The 14895-nt window shown below is 49.2% G+C and carries 12 protein-coding genes and 1 pseudogene; 8 read left to right on the top strand and 5 right to left on the bottom strand.

Going from position 1 to position 14895, the window contains the following annotated elements; genetic code table 11:
* Positions 1 to 59: 59 nt before the first annotated feature.
* The 3 genes from R0134_RS06550 to R0134_RS06540 all read right to left on the bottom strand — a co-directional run bounded on the left by R0134_RS06550 (position 60) and on the right by R0134_RS06540 (position 2668).
* A complete protein-coding gene (locus tag R0134_RS06550) occupies positions 60 to 809 on the bottom strand; it encodes an ATP-binding cassette domain-containing protein (RefSeq protein WP_319784002.1) in 750 nt (249 codons plus the stop codon).
* Entirely contained in the window at positions 796 to 1803 is a 1008-nt protein-coding gene (gene btuC, locus R0134_RS06545; protein WP_319784001.1) for a vitamin B12 ABC transporter permease BtuC, read from the bottom strand. The genes R0134_RS06550 and btuC overlap by 14 nt, the downstream gene beginning before the upstream one ends.
* An 82-nt stretch (positions 1804 to 1885) precedes the next feature.
* A complete protein-coding gene (locus R0134_RS06540; RefSeq protein ID WP_319784000.1) occupies positions 1886 to 2668 on the bottom strand; it encodes a TSUP family transporter in 783 nt (260 codons plus the stop codon).
* Positions 2669 to 2968: 300 nt separating this feature from the next.
* On the opposite strand from R0134_RS06540, the gene msrA reads away from it, so the two are divergent.
* Together msrA and msrB are read left to right on the top strand one after the other, a co-directional pair.
* Entirely contained in the window at positions 2969 to 3583 is a 615-nt protein-coding gene (gene msrA / locus R0134_RS06535) for a peptide-methionine (S)-S-oxide reductase MsrA (protein ID WP_319783999.1), read from the top strand.
* 2 nt (positions 3584 to 3585) lie between these two features.
* Positions 3586 to 4056, top strand: a complete 471-nt coding sequence (gene msrB / locus R0134_RS06530; protein ID WP_319783998.1) for a peptide-methionine (R)-S-oxide reductase MsrB — start codon at positions 3586 to 3588, stop codon at positions 4054 to 4056.
* A gap of 186 nt (positions 4057 to 4242) precedes the next feature.
* Here msrB and R0134_RS06525 read toward each other — a convergent pair whose 3' ends face one another.
* Complete coding sequence (locus R0134_RS06525; protein WP_319783997.1) at positions 4243 to 5754, bottom strand: RimK family protein; 1512 nt, start codon at positions 5752 to 5754, stop codon at positions 4243 to 4245.
* Positions 5755 to 5924: 170 nt separating this feature from the next.
* Here R0134_RS06525 and R0134_RS06520 point away from each other — a divergent pair, with 170 nt between their 5' ends.
* The 4 genes and pseudogenes from R0134_RS06520 to R0134_RS06505 all read left to right on the top strand — a co-directional run bounded on the left by R0134_RS06520 (position 5925) and on the right by R0134_RS06505 (position 11764).
* Positions 5925 to 7043: a GNAT family N-acetyltransferase/peptidase C39 family protein gene (locus R0134_RS06520; RefSeq protein WP_319783996.1), complete on the top strand. Its 1119-nt coding sequence runs from the start codon at positions 5925 to 5927 to the stop codon at positions 7041 to 7043.
* A gap of 538 nt (positions 7044 to 7581) precedes the next feature.
* Positions 7582 to 8049: pseudogene (locus R0134_RS06515) on the top strand (hypothetical protein); the annotation flags it as partial.
* A 931-nt stretch (positions 8050 to 8980) separates the two neighbouring features.
* Positions 8981 to 9427 (top strand): hypothetical protein, encoded by a 447-nt coding sequence (locus tag R0134_RS06510; RefSeq protein WP_413641431.1) that lies wholly within the window; start codon positions 8981 to 8983, stop codon positions 9425 to 9427.
* Positions 9428 to 9847: 420 nt separating this feature from the next.
* Entirely contained in the window at positions 9848 to 11764 is a 1917-nt protein-coding gene (locus tag R0134_RS06505; RefSeq protein WP_319783995.1) for a PhoX family phosphatase, read from the top strand.
* A 172-nt stretch (positions 11765 to 11936) separates the two neighbouring features.
* Here R0134_RS06505 and R0134_RS06500 read toward each other — a convergent pair whose 3' ends face one another.
* A complete protein-coding gene (locus R0134_RS06500) occupies positions 11937 to 12527 on the bottom strand; it encodes a DUF5610 domain-containing protein (RefSeq protein ID WP_319783994.1) in 591 nt (196 codons plus the stop codon).
* 661 nt (positions 12528 to 13188) lie between these two features.
* Between R0134_RS06500 and R0134_RS06495 the strand changes: the two genes are divergently transcribed.
* The gene (locus R0134_RS06495; RefSeq protein WP_319783993.1) at positions 13189 to 13377 is read left to right on the top strand and encodes an aldo/keto reductase; all 189 of its coding nucleotides are present in this window, start codon (positions 13189 to 13191) and stop codon (positions 13375 to 13377) included.
* A 373-nt stretch (positions 13378 to 13750) separates the two neighbouring features.
* The gene (locus R0134_RS06490; protein ID WP_319783992.1) at positions 13751 to 14869 is read left to right on the top strand and encodes a hypothetical protein; all 1119 of its coding nucleotides are present in this window, start codon (positions 13751 to 13753) and stop codon (positions 14867 to 14869) included.
* The last annotated feature ends 26 nt before the right edge of the window (positions 14870 to 14895 follow it).

Raw genomic sequence — 14895 nt, 5'->3', positions numbered from 1 at the left:
GCAAAAGCTTGGTCTTGGGTAGCTGCCACTGTTGTTAAACAGAGAATTATACGGAGAGTTTATTCTGCCAAAAGCAACCGATAGCCCTCTTGCTCTATCAAGCGCACTTTTACCTCAAAAACCTGTGCAATCAGCTCTGGGGTGATCACCTCGGGCACGCCCTGTGCCGCTAATGTTCCTTGGTGCAAACACCAAATATCATCCGCATATTGGCAGGCGAGATTTATGTCGTGAATGGAGGCCACCACCGTTAGCCCCAGCGCTGCGTATTCACGCAATAAGCGCAACGTCGCCAGCTGATGGTGCCAGTCTAATCCGGCGAGCGGCTCATCCAATAACAGCAACTTGCCCTCGGGATTAACGCTGGGGTCTACTTGCAATAAGGTGCTGGCAATCAGCAAGCGCTGTTGCTCACCGCCAGACAGCGTATTCAATTGGCGTTGATACAAACTGTTTAAGCCCAGCGGCACGGCTAATTTGGCCAGCACAAGACACACTGCCTCGGTCACGCCCCCGACCGGCTCAGCACCGAGCGCTAATAACTCATAGCCCAGCAAGCCGTGGGGCAATACCGTATCTTGGGCCAACATGGCGCGATAGCGCGCCAATTCATGAATGCTAACGTCACTTAAGCGCTCACCTTCCAGTGTTATCTCGCCCGCGCCTTGATATAAACCGGCCATGGCGCCGAGCAAGCTCGACTTACCACTGCCATTGGGGCCAATTAACAGTGTTAGGCGCCCAGGGCTAAATTCGCCGCTAATGGGCCCGACGCGATTGGGCAGTGAAAATTGTTCAATGAGCAGCATAACGACGCACCAATAACCAAATAAAAATCGGCGCCCCTAAGGTCGCCGTCACCGCCCCTATGGGCACTTCGCCCACACTCAATAGATTGCGCGCCAATACATCGGCCAAGGTCAACACAGTCGCGCCCGCCAACATGGAAGCCGGTAATAAGAAGTCTTGTTTGCCACCCGCCAATAGGCGTAATAAATGCGGCACAACTAAGCCCACAAAACCAATGGGCCCGGCCATGGCTACGCTAAAAGCGGTCAGCAAGCACACCGCCAACACCAACTTAGGCTGCAAGCGGCGCACATTTAAGCCCAACAAGCGCGCCCTGTGCTCACCCAGCGCCAATAAATCTAAATGCCGACCTTGGCGCACTAACCACAACAAGGTGCCGATGGCCGGCAACCACCACAACCAAGATAACGGCTGGCCATGGCCTAAACTGCCCATCATCCAAAATAAAAAACTGCGCAGTGAGGCATCGTCGGCCAAATACAACAGCCAAGTCAGGATCGCATTGGCCAAAATACCAATCGCCACGCCAAATAATAATAACGCGCCCGGCCCTAAGCGCCGCCTTGCTAGCGCCAGTAGCAACATAGTTACGATTAAAGCACCAACAAAGGCCGCCAGCGATAGGCTCCAATAAGGCAAGCTAACGCCCATTGAGGCCGACAACGACAGCGTTAATACCGCCGCCAGACTGGCCCCACTGGAGATACCAATTAAGCCCGGCTCCGCCAAAGGATTATGCAGTAACACCTGCAGCACAGCACCGCACAGCGCCAAACTGGCGCCCACTAACACCGCCAATAAGGTGCGCGGCAGTCTGAGTTGCCAAAATACTTGTTGCTCCAATGCCGATACCGGTCGCCATAGCGCCTCTATGCCCACGCCCACCGCGCCCAGCTGCAGGCTCAGTAAAATCGCGCCTAATAGCGCCACCGTGAGCGCGAATAGCCAAAGATGATATTTACGTTTTTGCTGCTTAATTAATGCTGCCAGCATTTGTCACCCTTATGACCTCTCAATATCAGTGCTTATGTATGAACCTAAGTATGAATGTAAAAATGAACGTCTAAATAACGGCTTAAAAATTAATCCAGCTAAACCAAGCAGGGTATTGCTGCCATAACAAGTGCACCGACATTACTAAAGACACGGTCACCAGCATGGGTTTAATAATGCGCGTACCTTGGGTCACCACCATTTTTGAGCCTAAGCGTGCGCCAATAAATTGCCCGAGAGCCATGGATAAACCGGCCACCCACACCACTTGTCCGCCTAAGATAAAAAACAATAACGAGGCAATATTAGAGGTGAAATTTAATAACTTGGTGTGCGCCGTGGCCTTGCTCAGGCTAAATCCGGCCAGTGCCACAAAGGCCAGCGCAAAAAACGAGCCGGTACCGGGCCCAAAAAAACCATCATAAAAGCCAATGCCGGTGCCGATTAATAAGGCAAACGGGATTATGCTCAAGCGCTGCTGACGATCTTCATCCCCTACCCTTGGCGAGCACAAAAAGTACAAGGCAAAGGCCCCTAATAAAAAGGGCAGCACTTTTTGTAAAATGGAGGCATCAATCAATTGCACCCCTATGGTGCCCAGCACGCTGCCAATAAAGGTACAGACAATCGCCCATTTCATGGTGCGCCAATCTAGCAAGCCGCGTCGAAAATAATAAAAGGTGGCCGAAAACGAGCCAAAGCAGCTTTGCAGTTTATTGGTGGCCAGTGCCATGGTGGGCGGCATGCCGGTGGCCAATAAGGCGGGTACGGTAATTAAGCCGCCGCCGCCAGCAATCGCATCAATAAAGCCCGCTAACAGCGCCGCCACGGCCAGCAGCGCTAAGGTGGTGATTTCTAGTTCCATTACGTTTATATCCTTAGCATAAAATGCGCCTAGCCTAGCAGCAGAGAGCCGTTTGAAACAGATAAACTGCCACCGACCAGCCGATGCGCCTCACAAAACAATTAACTTGCAGTCAAAAGCCCTATTTTCAGCCAATAAATAGCGTCTTTGCATGGCCTGCTTATAGTGCGATTTATCTTAAGCTGAACTTAGCCGCTCATCAGGCGGTCTTTATTAATATCAGGCGGCTTCTGGCTTAAGGCCATTTAGACCTAGCGGCGGCTATGTTAACGTAGTTAAACTTTGATGAGGAGAAATGTGATGACGGATCCGGTACTAAACCTATTACCTAATGATTTTCCGGATGCGGAAGATGGCGCATTTTTAAACTTGGGCCCGCAAACCTTGGTGTTAGCCGGTGGCTGTTTTTGGTGCACAGAAGCCGTGTATCGCCAGCTCAAAGGTGTACTGGAGGTCACCGCCGGTTACGCAGGTGGTAGCCCAGATACTGCCAACTATGATGCGGTATGCAGTGGTGCTACCGACCATGCAGAAGCCATCAGCATTAAATACGACAGTAATATCATAGGCCCAGGCACCTTATTAAAAGTCTTTTTTGGTATCGCCCACGATCCCACCCAGCTCAATCGGCAAGGCAATGATATGGGCCGCCAGTATCGCTCGGCGGTATTTTATCAAAGTGGTGCCGAGCAGCAGTTAGTTGCGGATTATATTCGCTTGCTGGAAGACAACGGCGTGGTGCGTGCCCCTATCGTGACCTGCCTTGAGCCTTTATCTGTATTTTATCTGGCCGAGCACATTCATCAAAACTATGCAGCGGCAAACCCAAATCAGCCCTACATTGCCGCCGTTGCCCAGCCAAAAGTGGCCAAGGTACAGCATTATTTTAAACATCGGCTGAAAAAGGATCTGTAATCATGGCCATTATTCCAAGCCCTTATGACTTAAGCCCACCTAGCGATGAGCAAGTTGCCACACTCACTGCCGCATTAAGCCCAGATGAGCAACGTATTTTGCGCCAGCACGGCACAGAAGCGCCCTTTTGTGGTGGCCTGCTCGACAATGAAAAAGACGGCAGTTATCTGTGTAAATTGTGCGCCTTGCCGTTGTTTTCTTCGGCCTGTAAGTTTGAGTCCGGCACCGGCTGGCCCAGCTTTTATGCGCCTTATCACCCGGATCATATCGTCGAGTACACGGATGTGACCCACGGCATGCGCCGCGTTGAAATTTGCTGCCAGCGCTGCAACAGCCACATGGGCCACGTGTTCCCCGATGGACCCGCCCCCACCGGCTTGCGCTATTGCTTAAATTCCGCCTCGCTGGATTTTTGTGAGTTAGGTGACACCAAACCCGATCCCCTACAAAGGGGCGAGCGGGAGTGTTTGTAACCCTGCGGGTTAGCCGTACGCTTTAAGCCATACGCCGTACGTATAAAAAGCGCCGACCTTTGCAAGTCGGCGCTTTTTTTATGAAACATGGCAAGGTGATTTAAGTAATCTCACTAGGACGGGACTCGTGGCTAAAACGCTGGACGACAAACAACTAGACGGTCGGCGTAAGGCGTCTGTTTTCCCTCACCTCGCCTCAAAGCGGCGCACAAAGTCGGCGATAACGATGTCGTAGAGCTTATCTTTTAAAAATACGTCTTCTACGCCGTGATCGATATTGGGGTTATCGTTCACCTCTATTACCGCCACCCGGCCGTTGCCTTCTTTAATGTCTACCCCATATAAGCCGTCGCCGATGGGTTTCACCGCCTTTAGCGCCGCGTTCAATACTGCCTTGGGTGCTTCGTAGGTGGGCAGGGTGACAAAGCCGCCCGAGTCTGCTTCTTTGCCACTGTCGTGATGGCGATAAATCTGCCAGTGACCTTTAACCATAAAATACTTACAAGCGAAAATGGCCTGATGGTTAAGCACGCCAATGCGCCAATCAAACTCGGTAAAAAAGAATTCTTGCGCCAATACCAAGGCCGAAGCATTGCGTAAGATAGCCAAGGTATCAATGAGTGCCGCTCGGTCCGCTACCTTATAAATACCGCGCGAAAAAGCGCCGTCCGGTATTTTAAGCACTAACGGATAGCCTAATTCTTGTTCCAGCAAGGCCGGTGTCTCTTTATTTTTAGGGTTCACCATCAGCGTTTTAGGGATGGGCACCCCATGTTTGGTAAAGCTTTCGGCCAAAAATACTTTATTGGCACAGCGTAGAATCGATGTAGGCGAGTCCATCACCACTAAGCCTTCATGCTCGGCTTTTTGGGCAAAGCGAAAAGTATGATGATCGATGGCGGTAGTTTCGCGAATAAATAGGCCGTCGTATTCGGCTAAGCGCTGATAATCTTTGCGGGTAATAAGCTCCACATTCACGTCTAATCGTTCGCCGGCTTTCACAAACCGCGCCAATGCTTTGGCATCTGAGGGCGGCAGTGCCTCGTCTGGGTTCACTAACATGGCTAAGTCATAGCGATAGCGCTTCACGGATTTAGGCTTGCGCCACATAATGCGCGAATAGGCTTCTAGCGCCTCGGCAAAGCGGTCTTCTTCCTCGCCACTTAGCTCGCGGGGTGACAAGGTCGCCAGCCCCGTCAGTTCCCACCGGCTGCGCTTTTTAAAGGTCAGCTCTAGCACCGGGCACGGCAGGCGTTCAAATAACTCTCGGCATAAGGCTTCTAACTCCGGCAACGGACTGCGGCCAAAGTAGCTTTTAAACTTCAGCTTTTTCGGCTCATCCTTACCTTCGCCCTCACCTTTATTCTTACCTTCACTTTTACTTCCATTCTCTGCGGTAAATGCCGACAGCGCTTCACTTACGCCATCAAAGCCAAAGGCAAACAGCGCGCTGTTACGCAGGTTATTTAAGGTGGCCACCGAGGGGATCACGGTTTGATCGCGCGCCTCGGCGAGCAGCGAGCAGTAGTAACCATTGGATAAATACTTGTTATTTTTACAGAGATTAATGACCCGCGTGCGCGGTGCATTTTTCAAGGGCGCTTGCTTAAGATAGCTTTCAAAATCCAGCAGATTTTCGCTGGGGAAATACGGCGCCCAGGCGCTAACATCATCGACCACCAAAATAAGTTGAGCCATTATTCCATCCGCTAGTTATGCCGCACAAGCTATGCCGCTGGCTGATCGTCATGCCGCAAGTAACAACAATTGACTTTATAGATAAATATCTGCCCGCACAGTGAAATATTCTCGCGGACAAGGCTAAATTATCGTACCTTAAATTACTCGCCACATGCTTTGAGTGCCTTATGTCTGCGCTTATGCCTGCAACCCAGATCCGCCCCGCACTAAAAACCGAACTCAATGAGCTCGTGGCTCTCGAAGAGCTGTGCTTTGAGCATGACCGCATGAGCCGACGCAGTTTTCAACGCTTTATTGAGCATCCCCAAGACAAGCTACTCGTCGCCGAGCAAGACCAGCAATTACTCGGCTATATTTTAGTGCTGTTTCGGCGCAACACCCGCTTAGCGCGTATTTATTCCATTGCCGTGTCGCCCCACGCCCGTGGTTTAGGCTTAGGCCAAGCGCTGGTAGAGGCCGCAGAGCTGGCGGCACAAGAGCAAGGGGCGGTGTTTATGCGCCTAGAGGTGCGAGCCGATAATATTTGGGCGCAAAATCTGTATCAGCGCTTGGGCTATCGCCAGTTTGGCGTTTATCACAACTATTACGAAGACTTGCAAGTGGCCCTGCGTTATCAAAAAAGGGTGCATCTGTATCATCCGGCGAGTGGCACTAAAGGTGTCCCTTATTACCGACAAACCACCGACTTTAGCTGTGGCCCCGCCTCCTTAATGATGGCCATTAGTGCCCTTAACCCCGACTATGAGCCAGAAATAGACGAAGAGCTGCAGCTGTGGCGCGAGGCCACCACTATCTTTATGACCAGTGGCCACGGTGGCTGTGGCCCCCATGGTTTGGCGCTGGCCGCATTTAGGCGCGGCTTTAAAGCACGATTGATCCTCAATCAAACCAGCCCCTTGTTTGTGGACAGCGTACGCACCCCCGAAAAGAAACTGATTTTAGAACGGGTGCATCAGCAGTTTTTGGCACAAATAGCCAAAGCCGATATCGAACTGAACTATGACCACTTTACGCTTAAACAGCTGGAGCAAGGCTTGCACCAAGGTGGCCTACCCTTGGTGCTGATCAGTACCTATCACCTTGATGGCCGCAAAGCGCCCCACTGGGTATTGGTGTGCGCCATCGATAAAGAGTTTGTCTATATTCACGATCCGGATATTGACGAAGCCACCGGCGAAAGTGCGGTCGATAAACAATATTTACCGATAGAGCGAAGCCGTTTTGACCGTTTAGCCCGCTATGGCCGTCAGGGATTGCGCGCATTAGTGTGGGTGTTCAAGATTTAAGTGATAGGTTTTCAGTTACAAAAAGCTGTCTTTTAAAGCCTTCGCCGCAGAGCGACCGGATCTGCATTGCGTTGCTGCGCATGGGAACGAGGGAAACTCTAAGTTCAACAAAATTCCCCTCTTTTGTAGAAATCTGCTTTAGCTGGTTGGTGCTGCGCAGCGGCACTGATGGCCGCTGAACGTAGAAATGAGAGAATCGCATCGGGTTGAACTTGTGCACCAGAACCTGCTCTGCAGGTTTTCGCGCTCAAAGCGCGCGACTACCGCAAAGCAATAGCTTTGCTGCAATATGAGATATCGGCACCGCTGCAAGGCGCTACCTGTGGCACTGTTTTGAGCAAAGTCGCTCAGCAACGGTCAGCATCTGTCGGGCTTAATCGCATAAAAAACAGCCTAAATAGAGTCTGAGTTCTATAAAGATCAAACACTTAGTGATTAACGACGCTTCTCAGGTCGGCTTACAGCGGCGGCTCTCCCTTTCTTTGCCCCCCAAATTTCGTATAGTGAATTCAAGATACACAGCCGAGAGACTGTCATTATGAAAAAACGTATTATTGGTTATGCATTATTGCCCTTCCTATTAGCCACTACTCCGGTAATGGCTGGCGAAGACCTTAAAACCATCTTAGGTGGCGGTGCCGGCGGTGCAGCGGGTGCCCTTATTGGTCGCCAAATGGGCGGTGATACCGGCGCCTTAGTAGGTGCAGCTATAGGTGGCGCTGCAGGCGGCGGTGCCACAGCCAACCGCGGCAATAAAAATGAAGCCGCGTTAGGCGGTGCAGTGGGTGCCATCAGTGGTGCAGCTCTTGGTAAAGAAGTGGGTGGCCAAAATGGTCAGCTGATTGGCGCGGGTGTGGGCGGTGGCGCAGGCTCTGCCTTAGGTGCTAGAACCGGTGATACTCATAAAAGCCAGAACGTGAATTACGATCGTTATAACGACCGAGATTATGATGACCGTTATGACGATCGCTATTACAACGACCGTTACGAAAGTAAATACGACCGAAAGCGCAGAGAAGCGGAGCGCAAGCACTATTATAAAATGCGCAAACAAGAAATTAAGCATCAACAACGCTTGCGCAAACAAGAACATAAACGCCGCCAAAACTGGGTAAAGCGCCACGAACGCTGGGATGATTAAGCGAATCGCGCCCACATGCAGGAGTCAGGGACGACTCTTCTAGCCCAGCTCAATTTGTTCACGGCTCTTACTCCCACCTTACTCAAGCTAACTGCTATTGATTCTACGATTACCTCTCCTGCCCTTGCTGCTAATCTGTGCCACATTTCCTGCTTTGCTTATACCAATCTGGAAAACTAACTGATCAAGGCCTTTTGCAACGAAACCCGCGAAACCCACGAAACCCACGGAAAATAGTAATCAGATCTGAAAGTACTTTTTATAGTAAGGACGGGGCTGGCGTTTATCTTTACGCCGTCATCCTGACGAAAGTCAGGATCTCATTTTAGGGTTTCCTGATTACTTATGAACCTCAACCATTATGCAGACCCTAGTAGGTACTACGCGATGGGCAACCAAAGCAAGACTGGTTTTTACCTCAATATAAGTAGTTAAAATACCACCTGCTCTATAACTCATTGCATTTATTGACACCAAAATCACTGAAACATAGCTGAGTTTTGTGGATCATCACATAAACCAAGGTGCTGCTTTTGGGGTAAAAATCTCAGCCCTATCTCGCCTTATTTGCACTCACTATTTGCCGTCGGCGATTAAGTGATGAGCTGCGGTCAAATTCTGACGGTGAGAAACAGTGGCCAAACCAGTTAAAAACAACATTAAACACATACAAAACAATTATTTAACTAGAAACACCTCGCATTAAAGAGAGAGCACATTCACTTAATTCGCTTTCTTTAGTACGCACTCTGTTTGTATAGTGAGGGTAGTTAAACAGCCTGAGAGAGACTGAATTATGTTAAACAAAAAAATTATCAGCTTTGGCTTATTGCCGTTTATATTGGCTACCACACCAGTATTTGCCGGTGAAGATTTAAACACCATTTTAGGTGGCGGTGCGGGCGGTGCAGCCGGCACCTTAATTGGTCGCCAAATGGGCGGCGATACCGGTGCCTTAGTGGGTGCTGCTTTAGGCGGTGCTGCGGGTGGTGCTGCTACTGCCAATCGTGGCAATAAAAACGAATCCGCGCTAGGCGGTGCCGTGGGTGCCTTAGGTGGCGCAGCCCTAGGTAAAGAAGTGGGTGGCCACACCGGTCAGTTAATTGGTGCAGGTGTGGGTGGCGGCGCAGGTGCGGCCATAGGCGCGCGCACGGGTGATGGTCATGACAAACGTAATTACGACCGTAAACACCACAAAAAGCACCGTAATAAACATTGGCGCAAGCACGACTGGGACGATTAATCCCCTCTTAGCTCAAGCTAACCAGCCCACCCCAACACTGTTGGGGTGGGCTTTTTTATGGCGGTTTTATCGTGGCTGATGTAGCTCTATATCAAAACCGTGGCGAATACTCTTTGCCTACAATAGGCGAACACTACAAAACCCAAGGCTAAATAGTCTCTGTAGCCGGCCGTCTCTTTGGTAAAGAGGACTTCGCCGGGCCAGCGTAGCTGGATATTTTTAAATTATCAAAATCAACAGCAAGACCGTGCCGAACAAGTGGGCACACTACAAAAACACCAAACCCTGCCTTATACGTTTTACCTAAGAGACGACCACCTTCAAATAACTGTCATCAAATTGAGATTAAACTGCCATGAAGGCTGACTAGCCTGTACACAACTTCAACGCTGTTTACAGGCACAGTAAGGATAATTAATCATGAGTCAATTTGAACACCAGGATGAACAAAACCACCCTCGGCCACAGGTACCTGAGTTCACTAAAATGGTGGAGAAAAGTCTCAGTCGCCGCCGCTTTTTAGGTGGTGCCGCGGCCTTAAGTGCCGCCGCCTTCTTTAGTGTCTCCCCTGTGTCTCGTGCTATCGCCGCCGCGACCGGTAGCAGCCCCTTGTTAGGCTTTAGCGCCGTGGCAGCCAGCACCGCCGATACCTTTGTGGTGCCCAGTGGTTATCAAGCTGAGCGCTTGATCTCTTGGGGTGATCCTTTGTTTTCTAACGTCGCGGAGTTTATTGATGGCGGTGGTAATAGCGCCGCCGAGCAGCTGGGTCAGTTTGGCGATAATAACGATGGCATGAGCTTTTTCCCGATTGACGAAAATACCGCCCTGCTCGCCGTTAATAACGAATACTGTAATTACGAATTGATGTTTGAACACCTTGGCAAACAGATGACGGCCCTTGATGTACAAAAAGCCCAAGCGGCACAAGGCGTCTCTGTGCTCACCTTGAAGAACAGCGCTAAAGGCTGGCAGTTTGAAAAAGACGGCCAATATAATCGCCGCATTCATGCCAATACGCCCATGGCCATTAATGGCCCCGCCAAAGGCCATGCTCTGTTAAAAACAGAGGCCGACCCTAAGGGCGAGCGCGTGCTCGGCACCTTTAATAACTGCGCCAATGGCCTCACCCCCTGGGGCACTTATTTAACCTGTGAAGAAAACTTTAACGGCTATTTTGGCAGCACAGCATCCACCACTGTCACGCCCGCCCAAGCGCGCTATGGTATAGGCCTAAAAGACGCCGGCTGGCAATGGCATCAGTTTGACGATCGCTTCGATCTCGCCAAACACCCTAACGAGTGTCACCGCTTTGGTTGGGTAGTTGAGATTGACCCTAATGACCCCACTTCAACGCCAGTCAAGCGCACCGCCTTGGGCCGTTTCAAACACGAAAACGCCGAGCTGGTGATAGATAAAAGTGGTCATGTAGTGGTGTATTTAGGCGATGACGAACGCGGTGAGCATATCTATCGCTTTGTGAGCCGCGATAAATACAATCCTGATGATGCAGCGGCTAACCGTCACCTACTGGATGAAGGCACCTTATACGTAGCACGCTTTAACAGCGGCGAAAATAAAGATGGCGAGCTGGCAGGCGATGGCGAGTGGCTACCGCTTATTTTTGGCGAACATGGTCTTACGCCCGAAAACGGTTTTACCAGCCAAGCCGAGGTGTTAATTCATGCCCGTTTAGCGGCCACCCAAGTGGGTGCAACCACCATGGACCGACCAGAATGGGTGGCGGTGCATCCCACCGAGCCCATGGTTTTTTGTACGCTCACCAACAATAAAAATCGCGGCGTAGCCGATAATCAAGCACTCAACGGCCCTAACCCCAGAGCCGAAAATCATTACGGCCAAATTGTGCGCTGGCAACCAACCTCAGGCCAACATACGGATGACACCTTTAATTGGGATCTGTTCTTGCTGGCCGGCAACCCGACTCTTCATCAAGATAACTTGTATGCGGGCTCCGCCAATATTAACGCCGACAATATGTTTAATAGTCCAGATGGCATTGGCTTTGATAAAGCAGGACGCTTGTGGATCCAGACCGACGGTAATTATTCCAATGAAGGGGATTTTGTCGGCCAAGGCAATAACCAAATGCTATGTGCAGACCCCACCACAGGCGAAGTGCGGCGTTTTTTAACTGGGCCCATCGCCTGTGAGATCACAGGCCTTGCCTTTACCCCGGATCAAAAAACGTTATTTGTCGGCGTACAACACCCAGGTGAAGACTTAGCAGGCTCACACTTTCCGCTCGGTGGCAGCCATACGCCCCGCTCCAGCGTGATGGTGATCACCCGCCAAGACGGCGGCATAATCGGCACCTGACGCTAAAGGTGAAGAGTGAAGGGTGAAGGGATAAATCTAACCACTCATTTTTCACCCTTCACTGCTTTTAAGCCGTCTTCCTAATGAACATCAGGATCTCGGTGTTTCCTTTTAGCTGGGCGCAGGGCGCTTAGCGCTATTACTCTTTACGCCTCACCCTCACCTGTCTTACTTACTCAGCCTCTGCTTTGCCTAACTTGGCTTCACGAAAGGCCGCTAGCTTGTCATCAATTAAGCTGCGGGTGGCCTCGGCATTATCTTTAATGCTGCCATCAAATATCTTTAACCCATCCAATACCTTGGTGGCTTCGCCGTAACCTTTATCAATCGACTTGGTGATCACCGATAGAAACTTCTCTACCTGCTCTTCCTCACCCATGCTGCTGTTTTGTCGCTGAAAAGTCTCAAAAAAGCCTAAGGCGCCGTCCACAATTCGCCCTGCGGTATTTTCTGGTGACCAATAATCATCACTCTGGCCGGCAACTTTATTAGGCGTAATGGCGTGCTCTGCACCTAACTCGGCGTTAATGGTGCTCATGATCTCGCTATAGAGAATATTCATGGCTTTATCATCGCCCTGCTTGCCGCCACCAAACATAGCTTCCACTATATTTTTATTCGATTGCGCTTTCATCTCACTACGAGACGCCGTGAACTCAGCTTTTTGCTCTTTCTGCTCTGGCTTGTCTTTGGCCTGCACTTGCTTAGCATCCACACGCACCGCTGCCGACGCCTGACTACCAGTAATGGGAAGTACTGCCATGATCCAACTCCTATCTGAAGTGATCTATCATAAAAAAGTGTGAGCAGCCTAAAGCTGCGCTTATTAAGGTATCGGCAGCAAGCATAACTTCTTAACCTAAACCTATTTTTGCCACGGAATACACGGACGCAGAGCAATAAGGCAAAGGGAATGGGGAATGGGGAGGTGCACACACCATACAATTAGCTCTTAAGTAGAACGGTATAACTGATGTGGAACAGAACTTTTTTTGCTACGGAAAAAAGCACTCTTTGTTTACGAGAGTCACGGGCGCAGTTCACGTGCGACAAGCAATAACAGCGCTAAGCGCCGAGCTAACATATAAACGCCGCCTTTTGTTCAGCTTGGTGTTTATGCCCTTCACTTTCAGTTCTGATCACTATTTTTCCGTGTTCTTCCGTTGCTAATGAGTTTTAGTTACTAAGACCTAAATCGAGATCCTGACGTGCGTCAGGATGACGACATAAAGATAAACACCGCTCTTTGTTTAGCTTGGTGCTGGGCGCCGGGCGCTCGGCGCTGCCCTTAACTTTCAGATCTGATCACTATTTTTCCGTGGGTTCTGTGTTCTTGCGTGGCAAAAATTCTTGAATCTCTAAGGATAAACTTGCAACGCAATTCAGATAAACTATGCAATATTACTTACTCACAAGGACTCATTATGCAATATCGACCGCTGGGCCAAACCGACCTCAAAGTCAGCCTGATTGGCTTAGGCACCATGACCTGGGGCGAACAAAATACCGAAGCGGATGCCCATGCACAGCTGGATATGGCCGTAGATCATGGAATTAACTTAATAGATACGAAATGGAATGACGTCATTTACCCCCTAAATGTCTCTTTATAACATAAGTATTTGTTAATTAAGAAAGTTTAAAATTTATCATTTTTAAAATTGTATTTTTTAAAATGTGGTTAATACTGGTTTCAGGTGTTTGCATTTATGGTGCTTTATGCGATCTGTCTTAGCCAAAAAAAGCTATGTTCTAATCCATGATGACGGGACTATTCATTATCCGTTCACTAGATATCTGACTGATTGTTTTTCGAACCCACACACAAGAGAGTTAGTGGCTCAAGGGCTGCGAATACTCTATCGATTTTGTATTGCACATAAAATTGAGTTGCTCAGCCGAGCAATTGAGGGGAGAGCTCTCACATACAGAGAAGTCAGGAGTCTCATAGACCTCAGTTTCCGACCCCTTGGTGAAATCGAGTCTATGACGAATAAAAAGCTGGTTTTTATTTCAAGTTCCAAAATTGGAAAAGGTCCAAGCGAGTTACCTAATTCGGTTGAACCTAATACTGCGCAGAAACGGCTCAACAATATAGCTAATTACCTCATCTTCTACTTTGAGGTATTCCTTGATCCAAATGTGTGCTCGAGTGCTTTGCGTGACCAGTTGAGATACGAATACCAAAAAATAGCTAATCAACTTAGAAAAGCCGTTCGGGGAACTAAGCAGAATCATCATTTAGCCATTAAAAGTCTTCCAACAGAGAAATACCTCAAAATTATCGAGGCCGTTTTTGTTAACCCTGAGATGCTTTTTCAAAGTGAAAAGGGAAAAACTTCCAGAACAATTATGAGAGATCGCGCTATGACTCTGCTTTCATGTGAGGGACTGCGACCAGGTGCATTGGGGAACATTGTGCTTTCTGACTTCCGACAGAATTCAGGCCACCTTGTTATCAAAGATAATAGAAACAAGCGAACAGAGCGCATAAACACCAGCACACCGAAGCTAAAAATGGGTGCCAGCACACAAGTCAACCACGCTAGTGAAACAATGATTTCACTGTGGCCTTTCACTGTGCGCGCAATTCAGGATTACATTAACACTGAACGTTCGGAGATTTTGATAAAAGGCTTAGCCAATAAGAGCTTAGGTTTTTTGTTTATCAATCAAACAGGGGAACCGATCAAACACCGCTCAACTATTACAGAAAATTTTAACAAACTGGGCAAACGATTGGCATTGCAGGGCTTACTAGATGTCGATGACGACCCATACTTTCATGACCAGCCTAAGTACGACTTTTACTCATATGTTCTGCGTCACTCTGCAGCTAGTTTTTTTCTTGCACAGAAATGTTCGGAGTTTGCCCAAGAGCGTGGTGCTAGTAAACCGAGTCAATACATGGAAGTACCCGATCGTATCAAGGATCTGATGAAGCTTCGTTTTGGGTGGACTATGAACAGCAATATGCCTGAGCTATATGCCGCCAGAGCGTTGTCTGATCATGCTCAAGTTGTGCTTTCTGAGTTTCATCAAAGCCTGATGGACGAAGTTGATAAGCTAAAACAGAAAAAAGCGAACCGACAACATGATGCATAGAATTATCGGTAACACTGTCGTTGAGT

The sequence above is a fragment of the Oceanisphaera sp. IT1-181 genome, assembly GCF_033807535.1.
Taxonomy (GTDB): Bacteria; Pseudomonadota; Gammaproteobacteria; order Enterobacterales; family Aeromonadaceae; genus Oceanimonas.
This window is presented reverse-complemented; position numbering and strand designations above follow the sequence as displayed.

Bases quoted from the DNA above. Each gene is read 5' to 3' on its own strand.
- R0134_RS06550 (WP_319784002.1), bottom strand. From the start codon at position 809: ATGCTGCTCATTGAACAATTTTCACTGCCCAATCGCGTCGGGCCCATT.
- btuC (WP_319784001.1), bottom strand. From the start codon at position 1,803: ATGCTGGCAGCATTAATTAAGCAGCAAAAACGTAAATATCATCTTTGG.
- R0134_RS06540 (WP_319784000.1), bottom strand. From the start codon at position 2,668: ATGGAACTAGAAATCACCACCTTAGCGCTGCTGGCCGTGGCGGCGCTG.
- msrA (WP_319783999.1), top strand. From the start codon at position 2,969: ATGACGGATCCGGTACTAAACCTATTACCTAATGATTTTCCGGATGCG.
- msrB (WP_319783998.1), top strand. From the start codon at position 3,586: ATGGCCATTATTCCAAGCCCTTATGACTTAAGCCCACCTAGCGATGAG.
- R0134_RS06525 (WP_319783997.1), bottom strand. From the start codon at position 5,754: ATGGCTCAACTTATTTTGGTGGTCGATGATGTTAGCGCCTGGGCGCCG.
- R0134_RS06520 (WP_319783996.1), top strand. From the start codon at position 5,925: ATGTCTGCGCTTATGCCTGCAACCCAGATCCGCCCCGCACTAAAAACC.
- R0134_RS06510 (WP_413641431.1), top strand. From the start codon at position 8,981: ATGTTAAACAAAAAAATTATCAGCTTTGGCTTATTGCCGTTTATATTG.
- R0134_RS06505 (WP_319783995.1), top strand. From the start codon at position 9,848: ATGAGTCAATTTGAACACCAGGATGAACAAAACCACCCTCGGCCACAG.
- R0134_RS06500 (WP_319783994.1), bottom strand. From the start codon at position 12,527: ATGGCAGTACTTCCCATTACTGGTAGTCAGGCGTCGGCAGCGGTGCGT.
- R0134_RS06495 (WP_319783993.1), top strand. From the start codon at position 13,189: ATGCAATATCGACCGCTGGGCCAAACCGACCTCAAAGTCAGCCTGATT.
- R0134_RS06490 (WP_319783992.1), top strand. From the start codon at position 13,751: ATGACGAATAAAAAGCTGGTTTTTATTTCAAGTTCCAAAATTGGAAAA.